Annotated in this window: 8 protein-coding genes; 3 read left to right on the top strand and 5 right to left on the bottom strand. The window is 70.7% G+C overall.

The window, feature by feature from the left end:
- Positions 1–4: 4 nt before the first annotated feature.
- Genes QOZ89_RS10515 through QOZ89_RS10505 form a run of 3 tightly spaced genes read left to right on the top strand, consistent with a single transcriptional unit; the run spans position 5 to position 3,000 of the window.
- On the top strand, positions 5–1,921 hold the full coding sequence (locus tag QOZ89_RS10515; protein ID WP_071053080.1) for a YwqJ-related putative deaminase: 1,917 nt from the start codon (positions 5–7) through the stop codon (positions 1,919–1,921).
- On the top strand, positions 1,906–2,268 hold the full coding sequence (locus tag QOZ89_RS10510) for a toxin-antitoxin system YwqK family antitoxin (protein ID WP_083419777.1): 363 nt from the start codon (positions 1,906–1,908) through the stop codon (positions 2,266–2,268). The genes QOZ89_RS10515 and QOZ89_RS10510 overlap by 16 nt, the downstream gene beginning before the upstream one ends.
- 54 nt (positions 2,269–2,322) lie before the next feature.
- Positions 2,323–3,000: an endonuclease V gene (locus QOZ89_RS10505; protein ID WP_071053146.1), complete on the top strand. Its 678-nt coding sequence runs from the start codon at positions 2,323–2,325 to the stop codon at positions 2,998–3,000.
- A 219-nt stretch (positions 3,001–3,219) separates the two neighbouring features.
- Here the strand turns inward: QOZ89_RS10505 and thiC are convergent, their stop codons facing one another.
- The 5 genes from thiC to QOZ89_RS10480 form a co-directional block, all read right to left on the bottom strand.
- Positions 3,220–5,040: a phosphomethylpyrimidine synthase ThiC gene (thiC, locus tag QOZ89_RS10500; RefSeq protein WP_116271796.1), complete on the bottom strand. Its 1,821-nt coding sequence runs from the start codon at positions 5,038–5,040 to the stop codon at positions 3,220–3,222.
- 161 nt (positions 5,041–5,201) lie between these two features.
- Entirely contained in the window at positions 5,202–6,488 is a 1,287-nt protein-coding gene (locus QOZ89_RS10495; RefSeq protein WP_083419789.1) for a hypothetical protein, read from the bottom strand.
- 150 nt (positions 6,489–6,638) lie between these two features.
- Entirely contained in the window at positions 6,639–8,519 is a 1,881-nt protein-coding gene (locus tag QOZ89_RS10490; protein WP_198543556.1) for a class I SAM-dependent methyltransferase, read from the bottom strand.
- 194 nt (positions 8,520–8,713) lie between these two features.
- Complete coding sequence (locus QOZ89_RS10485) at positions 8,714–9,916, bottom strand: glycosyltransferase (RefSeq protein WP_071053077.1); 1,203 nt, start codon at positions 9,914–9,916, stop codon at positions 8,714–8,716.
- Positions 9,917–10,075: 159 nt separating this feature from the next.
- Positions 10,076–11,083: an alpha/beta fold hydrolase gene (locus QOZ89_RS10480; protein ID WP_071053076.1), complete on the bottom strand. Its 1,008-nt coding sequence runs from the start codon at positions 11,081–11,083 to the stop codon at positions 10,076–10,078.
- Positions 11,084–11,193 lie beyond the last annotated feature (110 nt).

Below are 11,193 nucleotides of genomic sequence, written 5' to 3'. Positions count from 1 at the left end.
GCGAATGGCAACCGACTCGTCGACGACGACCGACGCCCCGCCCCCTCCCCCGCCACCACCGCCCCCGGACACATCCAGTGAACGCCCAGAAGCAGCCTTCGATGGCGACAGCCCGACCGACACCACGGATCAGAACAGCTCCACCGACGATACAGCCGACGCCGCCACCAATGAGAACGACCAAGGCAATACAGACGGCCACAACAGCACCGCCGAACACGCGAACACACAAGACAGCACAAAAGAAACTCCACACACCCCGCAGCCAGAAACGGCCTTCGACGGCGACGGCCAGAACGACACCACGAACCGGAACGGCTCCACCGGCGACACAGCCGACGCCCCCACCGTCGAAAACGACCAATCCAGGACAGACATCGACAGGGATAATAACTCGGTCGAAGACACCACAAATACACAGGACCCCACGAACAAAAATCCGCACACTCCGCAACCAGAAACGGCCTTCGACGGCGACAGCCCGACCAACACCGTCGACCACGATAAGAACACCCAGAACGACACCGCCTCCGAGGGCCCCGCGAAAATCCAGAACACCGACAATCTCGACGGCGACAGCCCGACCGACACCACGAACTGGAACAGCTCCACCGACGACACAGCCGACGCCGCCACCATCGAAAACGACCATAACGGCGATCACTCTGCCAACTCGGATAACCGGACCGAGACCGAAGCCGACGGCGAGAACAGCTCTGTCGATCAGAGCAAAAATACACCGGACCGTACGGAAGAAACCCCACCTACCAGCCAGGCCGAGACCCCGAACGCCGCCGCCGACAGCGCAACGGCGACCAGTTCCGACGGCCTCACACAGACGATAGAAATTGCCGACCCGGCCGACGCCGATCCCACCGTGCATCCTGAGCACGAAGGCATCACCCCAGAAGCTCAGGCCCAGACCGCGAACGAGATCGACGAGTCCGCCGACGACATAGACCAGGCCGAGGTGGTCGACGTCGCCCCCGCCGAGAACCCGCCCCCTGACATGGGCGAAGACCCTGGCGTCACCGCGTCCGACGACAGCGTGTCTATAGGCAGCGCCGACGACGGCGCCCAGAGCGGCGGCCCGGGGGACGGCGATTTTGGCCGAGGCGGTGGCGATGGAGGCTCCATCGGTGACGGACCCGCAAGCCCCGGCAAACCCGCCACCGGCATCGACGGGGACGAGACCGGTGATGTCCAGACACCCGGCGACCGGCAGGATGCGAACGACACACCCATCGACCCTGACGCAGTTTCGACCAAGCCGGACGGTTCACCGTGGCCCGAGTCGCCGCTCAGTAAGACAGACCCACTTCCGAAACTGGACGAGGCGGACGTCCAGCGGGGCGAGAATGGCCTTGTCGAATCGGTCGATGGGAGGCCCGTCCGCGACTACCTTCACGGACTCGCCGATGAACGGACGGATGGATATCGGGACGCGCGTCGGGACGGAAGTATAAGGAAGGATGAGGTGGCTCCTGTTACGTCCGTCCTTTTGGACACCCGTACCGGTCGCGCATATGAAGCCATCAACCAGGGGGAGGTAGGTCCGGCAGATCTTCACCCGATCCTTCAGGAGCGTGTCGATGGACTGACAGCCGCGGCGGCAGAGAAACCTGATGCCTATCAGTATGGCGATGGCGCGCAGGGCGGATTCCCTCACTTCTCCGTCCCGGGCACTCACGCCGAGGTACTCAATGCCAGTCGCGCACTGTACGACCGGGAGGCGATGGGATATCAAGTGACCCCCGAATCGCTTGGTGAAATGCTCGTGGACAATCGTTTTCCCTACCGGCCGGACGACAAGACGGCCGCTCCTTGTTGCCCGAACTGTACAGCTATCCTCGGAGGCGAGGGCGGGGGCGTGGAGTCCATCCCCGGGAAGCTTCCGATTGACGAATGGAGAAGACAGTGATCGAAGCAGATCCAGTTCGTTCGGTAGATATCGACGACATCGACTACACGGACGATCTTTTTGTCGTCTATGAAGGGGAGCTTTTCACTGGCGAGGCGGTCGGTTACCACGCAAACGGTCAGCTCCGTAAGATTGAAACTTATGGAAACGGGCGCCTCAGAGGGCCGGAGCGTACGTTCCACCCCGACGGATCGATCAAATCCGAGTACTGGAACGTCGACGGTGCCCGGGACGGCATCGGTCGGACCTGGTATCCGAACGGCCAGCTGGAATCCGAGACACAGTACGACCATGCCAAAGTCGTCCTCAGGAAGCGCTGGTCCGAGGACGGGACCGAGCTAGGCTGACCCTCACTCGGCTCGGTCGCGCGAGTTGGCCTTGGGGCAGGACGAGGGGTTGTGGTGAGGCGGATCGAGGATGCTGAGGCGCTGCAGGCCGAGCTACGTCGGCTCGTCCAGGTTGACGCGCCCGGCCCGGACCTGGTCAGAAGGGTGGCTGGCTTTGACGTCGCATACGACACTGACTCCGATTTGGTCGCGGGCGCGGTCGTCGTCCTCGCCGTACCAGGTTGGGATGTGGTCGCATCGGCCACGGCGGTTGGCCGGGCCGCCTTCCCCTACATCCCGGGCCTGCTGTCATTCCGGGAACTGCCGCCACTGCTCGACGCATGGGACACCGTCCTCCCACAGCTGACCTCGCCGCCCGATCTGCTGGTGTGCGACGGGCATGGCATAGCCCACCCCCGACGGTTCGGGCTGGCCTGCCATCTCGGCGTCACCGTGGACCTGCCGACGATCGGCGTGGCGAAGACGCAGTTCGTGGGTGAGCACTCCTCGCCCGGGGGGCGTCGGGGCGAACGGACGCCAATCATGGTCGACGGCGAGCCGGTGGGAGCTGCGCTGCGGACTCGCGACGGTACCCGCGAGGTGTACGTGTCGGTCGGGCACCGGACCAATCTTGACTCCGCTTGTCGGTGGGTGCTGGAGCTGTGCCCTAGATATCGCCTGCCGGAGACAACCCGGGCCGCCGACCAGCTCAGCCGAACGGCGCTCGCCGAAGCCCGGGCCGCGTCTCGCTGACAGAGCATCACCTGCGGCTCGGCCACGCGGTGCGTGGCTCGGGCGGGGGCCGGCCCGAAGTCGACGCCCTCGTCCCTCGAATACCTGGGTGGCCACGAACGGACGCCGAGCGCGAGCCGTACGCGAGCCGTACGCGAGCCGGCCGGCGCCCCTGATCCCCACCCGTGTGGGGCGGGAAGACAAGCGTGCCCGGCCGGCTCGCGGGGGATGCGAACCGCGTCAGCGGGTCCGCGGGGTGGGGGTCGGCGGGTAGAGCTGCGAGCCGTGTGCCGTGAATTCGGCGGCCTTTTCTCGTAGCCCGGCCTCGATTGCCTCGGTGGAGTCGAGGCCGTGTTCCTCGGCGTAGCGGCGGACGTCCTGGGTGATCTTCATGGAACAGAAGTGCGGGCCGCACATGGAGCAGAAGTGGGCCGACTTGGCCGGAGCGGCCGGCAGGGTCTCGTCGTGAAAGGCCTGCGCGGTCTCCGGGTCGAGAGCCAGGCTGAACTGGTCGGTCCAGCGGAAGTCGAACCGGGCGGCGGACAGGGCGTCGTCCCAGGCCTGCGCGCCGGGGTGGCCCTTGGCGACGTCCGCCGCATGCGCGGCGATCTTGTAGGCGATGACGCCGGCCTTGACGTCGTCGCGGTCCGGCAGGCCCAGGTGCTCCTTCGGGGTGACGTAGCAGAGCATCGCGGTGCCGTGCCAGCCGATCATCGCGGCGCCGATCGCCGAGGTGATGTGGTCGTACCCGGGCGCGATGTCCGTGGTGAGCGGCCCGAGCGTGTAGAAGGGCGCGTCGTGGCACAGCTCGCGCTGCAGATCCACATTTTCCTTGATCTTGTTCATCGGGACGTGCCCGGGGCCCTCGATCATGACCTGGACGTCGTGCTCCCAGGCGATGCGGGTCAGCTCGCCGAGCGTCGCGAGTTCGGCGAGCTGAGCGTCGTCGTTCGCGTCGGCGATCGAGCCGGGGCGCAGCCCGTCGCCGAGTGAGAAGGTCACGTCGTAGGCGCGCAGGATCTCGCACAGCTCGGCGAAGTGGGTGTAGAGGAAGTTCTCCTCGTGGTGCGCCAGACACCAGGCGGCAAGGATCGACCCGCCACGGGAGACGATCCCGGTGCGCCGGCGCGCGGTCATCGGTACGTAGCGCAACAGCACCCCGGCGTGGACGGTCATGTAGTCGACGCCCTGCTCGGCCTGTTCGATGACGGTGTCCCGGTACAGGTCCCAGGAGAGATCCTCGGCACGGCCGCCGGCCTTCTCCAGCGCCTGGTAGATCGGCACCGTGCCGACGGGGACGGGTGAGTTGCGGATAATCCACTCTCGGGTGGTGTGGATGTCGTGACCGGTGGACAGGTCCATCACGGTGTCCGCGCCCCAGCGGGTCGCCCAGACCATCTTCTCGACCTCCTCCTCGATCGAGGAGGAGACCGCCGAGTTGCCGATGTTGGCGTTGATCTTCACGAGCAGGTTGCGGCCGATCGCCATCGGCTCGGACTCGGGGTGGTTGATGTTCGCCGGGAGCACGGCCCGCCCGGCGGCGATCTCGTCGCGGACGAACTCCGGCGCGAGCCCCTCCCGGACGGCGACGAACTCCATCTCCCGGGTGATCTCGCCACGTCGGGCGTAGGCGAGCTGCGTGACCGCGACGCCGGGCGCCGCCCGCCGCCGGAGGGCCCGCGGGACCGGCGAGACCCGGGGCTCCCGTCGGCCCGCCAACGGATCGGCGGCGCGCCGGCCAGCGGTCTGGCCGTCGGCCGCGAGCGGCCGGCCAGGTGCCTCGACGGTGTCGCCGCGGGCCTCGATCCACGGTGCGCGGCCCGCGGCGAGGCCATGCCGGACGTCGATGGTGACGTCCGGGTCGGTGTAAGGGCCGGAGGTGTCGTAGAGGACCACGGACTCGCCCGTGGACAGCGGCACCTCCCGCATCGGGACACGCAGCGCGCCGCCGGCGCCGGACGGGCCTATGAGGTAGGCCCGCCGGCTGCCCGGCAGTGGGGGGTGGGTGGTGGGCACGGCGGTGCCGGTGGACACAGGGGTGGGACGGGCGGACTGCGCCATGAGAAAGCTCCCTACGCCGGCATTACCCGGACAGGTTCGGCGGTCGGCGGCCCCGGGCCCGATGCCCAGCCGCCCTCTCAGCCCCATGAGGTGGAAGCTCCCGCGGTTCGTTCGTCCCGGACGGTACGACAACCCACGGGCCGCCGTCACGGCTTTCCTCGTCACGCCCACGCACGCGGCACGGTGGCGGAGTCCGCGAGCGGGCCGAACCCGGCCGAATCCACGCCCAGCGCCGGGCCGAACGCCTGGTCCAGCTTCGGCGTGAGCGCGGACGCGAAGCCGGGTACGCGAACGCCGGTACCTCGAGCAAGCCGGGAGTGCGCGCCGGTCCAGCCGCGCTGGCGCAGCGCACTCGCCACCGCGGCGCCGACGCGATCGGGCTCTTCGCGCAGGATCCGGATGGGCACGCGCAGCACCAGTTGGCCAGCACGCCGGCCGGTCTGGCCCGGATGGGTGACCAGCTGGATTCCGGCCGGCACCGACCGCGCCACCCGGCCGCCCCGCGAGCCTGGGGCCGTCGCCGTCGCCGTCGCGGGCGGGGGCGGGGGCGCGGGCGGCACGGCGGCGGTGCGGATGCCCGTCGCCGCGATCATGCCCAGCTCGACGTGGACCCGCCAGGGCTCGTAGCAGACGTCGAGTCGACCCGCGCCACGCGAGTCGGGCCGGCCCCGCCGGCCGGGCGGCAGCCCAAAGCGGTCCTCGATCCGCTGGTAGAGCAGGTCGGGCACCCACGGGGCGTCGGCGTCGAGATCGTCGAGGGCATCGCTGATCACCTGCCGCCGGCTGATCGGCCCGCGGCGGGCAAGCGCCGAGCGCACTTCGTCGGACTCGACGATCCCGCTGGCCACCGCGAGCGCCAGGATCCTGCGAGCCTCGTCGTGGCTGGGCGCCCACTCGGCCATGTCGACCACCGAGCGTGGGAGCGCCGTGCGCGGCGGCCAGCTGTCGAGGTGGAGATCCTCGTCGCCGAGCCGGGCGGTCGCCCGGATCCTCACCCCGGGGCGCGGGGTGACGCGGCGGCCGGACGCCAGCAGGACGGTCAGCCACGGTTCCTCACAACCGCGCAGCCCGCCCAGGGCCGCGGCCGACGAGCCGCCGAGCAGGGCGTCCGGGCCGATCGACACGAGTGCGCACCACAGGCGCTGGATCAGTGTCAGGGGGCCGGGCTGGGTGACGACGACGTCGCCGGAGTACAGCTGCCAGTAGCCACTGTCGACGCGGCGGCGGATCTCGGCACGAGTGAGGCCGGCGGCCAGCGCCTCCTTGACGGTCAGCACACCGGCGCGCCCGGCGGCGAGCCCCGCCGCCGGTTCGTCGCCCGCCTCGCCGGCGCGCGGCGCGGGCAGCAGCCCGCCGGCCGGCGTACCCACCTCGCCCGTGGAGCTGATGTCGACGAAGGACGTCTCGTTCTGGACGGCATGGCCGCGCTGGGCCCGGTCGGTAGTCATGAGAAGCACGATGAACACGGCTAATGGCGCATTCAAGCCCAACATGACATCTGTGGATAACCAACCCCAAAGCAACAGTTCTCCGATAACGCCATCAGACGACCGAAGGCGGGGGCTGGCGGGACGCCCAGCGCCCCCCAAGCCCCCGCCTCAAGCGTCGAGGCGAGCGACGACGCGGTAGGTGTTGGAGCGTTCGCCCTTGCGCAGGAAGGACACCAGTACGGCACCGGCGAGACCCGCGAGGATCGCCGGCGCGGCGGCGGCCGTCAGCACCACGCCGCGGGCCAGCCAGCGGACCGGCGAATACGGCGATCCGGGCAGCCAGGGCAGTGTAGGGCTCGGGATCAGCGCCTGGGTGGCGAGCCCGACCGCGGCGAGCAGGTCGCCGGGCTCGTGCGCCTCGCCGAACTGGATCAGCACGGTGCGCATCCCGCGGTCCGCCAGCGCGGCGACCAGGTTGTCGACCGGGATGAGCTGGCGCACCCCCGGCACACCCCAGCCCCGCCACAGCCGCCCGAGCAGGCGGGCCCCCAGGGCGGCGGGATTCACGATCTCCATCACCAGATAGCCGCCGGGGCCGAGCGCCTTCGCCGCCGCGTCGAGATCCTCGGACGGGTCCCTGCTGCGTTCCAGGTAGCCGAACATGCTGATGACGTCGTACTGGCCGGTGACCGCCTCGGCGATGTCGGCGAAGCTCGCCGGGTAGGCCCGGTCGACCCAGCCGCGCCGGCGCGCCTCGCCGATCGTGTCCGCCGGGCCCACCCCGTCGAACACGGTGCGCGGCCACACCGAGCGGGCCACGTTGCAGAACGAGCCGACGCCGGCGCCGACGTCGAGCCAGGCTCGCGGCAGCACGAACGGGCGCATCAGCTCGGCTCTGGCGCGCAGCCGGGCCGCGCCCGCCGCGACGGCGGCCTGGGCGCGCGTCTCGTTCATGCCGTCCTGGCGGTCACGCTCGTAGAGCACCCGCCCGGCCGGTGTCAGCCGCGGGTTCTGGAAGACATGCGCGCAGACAAGGCACTCGTCGAGCTGGAACCGGCCGGGCTTGCGCAGCTCGAGGTCGCGAGAGGCCAGCCGGACCACCAGCTCGAACGAACCGCACCACGGGCAGTCAGGACGGCGATCCGCGAAGAAGGGCTCGGGGCCGGCCGCGAACGCCCGTTGATAGCGTTCGCGCCGGGCGGTGGCCTGTGCCTTGGCCTGTGCCTTCACCGGGTCGGGCGGCAGGCCGGCCGCCTTCGCCTCCGCGGCGGAGCGCTGGGCCTTCCGCCAGGCCCGCACCGTGCTGACCGTGTACTCCAGCCCGGCGGTAATCCGCACGATCGGGCTGCGGATCAGGTCGCGCGGCGCGACCGGCACCCGCCCGGCACAGACGAAGAACGGCTGGCACCAGAACAGCGCCGTCGCGGCGAGACCCCACGGCCGGTTGAGGTGCACACCGATGCCGGTCGCGACGTCGCGCACGGTCGGCAGGTACATGTTGACCGGTTTGATGGCGTTCCACGACCGCCGTTGCACCCGTACCCGGGTGGCGCCGTCGTCACGGGCGGCTCCCAGCCCTGGCAGCACGGCGAGGTCGGTGCTCGCCGGGGCGTGCCGCTTGAGCCGCTCGGTGATCTCGACGAGCTCGACCGGGGTGTAGTCCTCGCGTGCCTCGACGCCGGCACGGTGGGCGACCTCGGCACGCACCAGCAGCGCCTGGAACGCCCCCCGCCCCGGCGCGAGCCGGTCGTTCCGATAGGTGCGGGTGTCGACCATCCGGGCCACGTCCAGCGCCCGTTCGATGGTCAGGTCGGCGGGCACCAGGTCGAGCACGTCGAGCCGTTCCCGACTGGCGTGGTAGCTCGCGGCCCGCCTGGCCGCCTCGGTGAGCTGGACGCCGGCGGCACAGACGAAAAGGTGGTCCGGGTCGACGGGCCGCCCGGAGGCGGGCAGCGTGTCCAGCCTGCGCAGCCGGCCGCGCAGCCGCACCCCGTTCGTCAGCAGGCCGACGACGACGAGGATCGGCGCCCACCAGAGCAGCGTCGCCACGATCTATCCCGCCGCCGGCGCGCCAGCCTGTAGTGACACCGGGAACAAGAGCCGCCGGGCGCGCGAAGGAAGATCATTTTCGCGCGCCCTTTGGCCCTCCTGTAGTGACACCGAGAGCAAGAGCCGCCGGATGCGCGAAGAAAGAGCATTTTCGCGCACCCTTTGGCTGGCCGCCGCTCGCGCCGTTCCCCCCGTCACGGCAGCAGCTTCTCGATGTGCGCGGCGCCGGCGGCGACACCTCCGGCCGAGGCGAAGTCGTCGCGCAGCCGCCGCGCGGCCGACCGGTACGCGGGGTCGTCGAGCACCGAGGCGACGGCGGCGGCGACGCCGGCGGCGTTGACCAGGCCGAAGCGGACCCGAAGCCCCGCGCCCGCCCGGGTGACCTGCTCGGCGATCATCGGCTGGTCGTCGCGCACGGGCGCGACCACCAGCGGGACGCCCTGGGACAGGGCCTCGCAGACGGTGTTGTTGCCGGCGTGGCAGACGACGGCCGACAGATGGCCCATCAGCTCCAGCTGCGGCACCTTGTCACGGACCAGCACGTCGGCGGGCGCCGCGGCGGCCAGGTCGTCGACGATGCCGGGCGGGGCGACGATGATGGTCTGCACCTGGCCGGTCATCCCGGCCAGCGCCTCGGCCGCGACGCGCAGGAACCGCCCGCCCGTCTCCCGGGTCACGGTGCCGAGCGAGACCAGTACCTTGGCCCGGGCCGGATCGAGCCACGACCAGGGAAAGTCGGCCAGCGGCTGGCGAAGCCCGGCGCCCGAGCCGATGAACACCGTCCCGGGCGGGAGCGCCGCCACCGCGTCCGGCATGCGCAGCAGCTCGGTCACCGAGCACACGAGTGTCAGCAGGTCGGAGAAGCGCAGGTCGCCGCGGCCGGCCTCCTCGGCCGGCACCCCGGACGCGAGCTGGAACTCGCGCAGCCGGTCGTCGACCCACTGGCCGACGGCGGCCATCACCCCATAGGGGTTGTCGAACTCGGCGGACGTGGTCGCGAGCGTGACCCACCGCAGCCGGCGGCGGCGGGCGAGCAGCGCGCCGCCGACCGCCTGCTGGTCGACGACGACGATGTCGGGGCGGAAGTCGTCGACAACCGGTTCCAGATCCCTGGCCATCGCCGTGCCCAGCGGCAGGAGAAAGTCCTCCCAGAGGAACTTGAACGAGCCGGTGCCGCGCTGGCGGCGCGACTTCTCCTCGATCTCGGCGCGCTCCCCCGAGGTGATCTCCTCGGGCAGCTCGACAAGCCGCAGCGGCGCGGGCACCAGCGGGCGCACGACGCTGGCGTGGCCGGCGATGGCGACCTCGTGGCCGCGGTCGGTCAGCTCGCCGGCGATCCCGACGGCCGGGTACACATGCCCGGCCAATGGCGGGACGACGAACAGGATGCGACCCACGTCGACATCACTCCCCGAGGATCTGGCCGAAACACCTCTCCAGCGGTCCGCCGGCGCGGGCTCGCTGGGGACCCGGGCGGAGCCCCGCGCGGCCGGAGACCGGCGCGGCCGGCACAGCGGACGGGCCCCGCGCGACCGCCATTCGCGCCACCCTCTGCGTCACTGTTCGCCCGACACCCCGGAGGACGCGGCGGAGGCCGCGGAGGTTGCGCCGGCCGCCACAGGCACCTCTGGGGACGCGTCGCCCGGCCCCTCAGCGTCGCCCGAGGCCGACGAGGCCCGCCGCTCGGCGTTGAGGTCCGACGGGACCGAGCGGGAAAGCACCCAGTCGGCGAGCTCGAACGTCTGGCCGCCGCGGTGGGTGTACTGCGGCATCTGCTCGTCGCGGTGCAGCAGCCACCAGCGCAGCAGCACGCGCAGGTAGTCGACGGCCTCCCGCAGCACCATGTGGGTGTGGCGCTCGAGCACCACCAGGGTGCAGTCCGGCACGAGCCTCGCCAGGCCGTCGCCCTGCTCCATGATCTCGGAGTTGCCGCCGTAGATGGCGAGCACCGGTACTGGCAGGGCACGCAGCCGGTCGGGCGAGAACGGCGCGGTCGCGAGCATGTCCTCGGCGATCGTGGTGTCACGCAGCAGCGACTGCGCGGAACGCATGATCCGGCCGACCGCCCGCCCGGCGCTGTACGTGAGCCACTCCTCGACTTCCTCGTCGGAGATGGCGGCGAGCACCTGGGTGAGCGAGCGGGCCATCTCCTCGCCGAGGCCCTCGATGCGGAACGGCGGCTCGATCAGGGTGAGGCTCGCGACCCGCTCGGGGAAGTCGGCGCCGTAGGTCAGCCCGAGGGTGGCACCGTAGCTGTTGCCGACGAGGTGCACCGGGCGGTCGACGCCGAGCTCGTCGAGCAGGGCGGACAAATCGGCCATCGCGGTCGCGATGCCGTAGCCGCTTGGCGTGCGCTCGCTCTTGCCGTGGCCGCGCAGGTCATAGCAGATGACCTCGCAGCCGGCGTCGGCCAGCGCGTTGCCAAGCGAGAAGTAGAAGCTCGCCAGGTTGTCGATCACCATGCCGTGCAGCATGACGACCACCGGGGCGTCGGGGCGTGGCCCGCCAGACGGCATGAGCCGCTGGACATGCAGGCGCACGCCGTTAGCAACGACCTCAGCCACGGTCGGACTCCTTCCTCGGCGACCCGCTCGGGCACACCGACATCGCCAGCCAGCCCCGCGGGCCGCGCCGGCCCTGCACCACTTCGTACCAGCTCGGCCGATTCCGCCGA

Origin of the sequence: Pseudofrankia coriaricola, assembly GCF_032027725.1 — a bacterium.
GTDB lineage: Bacteria > Actinomycetota > Actinomycetes > Frankiales > Frankiaceae > Pseudofrankia.
Note: the sequence above shows the minus strand (reverse complement) of the source record. Positions and strands in the feature narration are given on the sequence as shown.

What these genes read in the sequence shown, in the direction of transcription:
- QOZ89_RS10515 (WP_071053080.1), top strand. Translation starts at nt 5, where the DNA reads ATGGCAACCGACTCGTCGACGACGACCGACGCCCCGCCCCCTCCCCCG.
- QOZ89_RS10510 (WP_083419777.1), top strand. Translation starts at nt 1,906, where the DNA reads ATGGAGAAGACAGTGATCGAAGCAGATCCAGTTCGTTCGGTAGATATC.
- QOZ89_RS10495 (WP_083419789.1), bottom strand. Translation starts at nt 6,488, where the DNA reads ATGACTACCGACCGGGCCCAGCGCGGCCATGCCGTCCAGAACGAGACG.
- thiC (WP_116271796.1), bottom strand. Translation starts at nt 5,040, where the DNA reads ATGGCGCAGTCCGCCCGTCCCACCCCTGTGTCCACCGGCACCGCCGTG.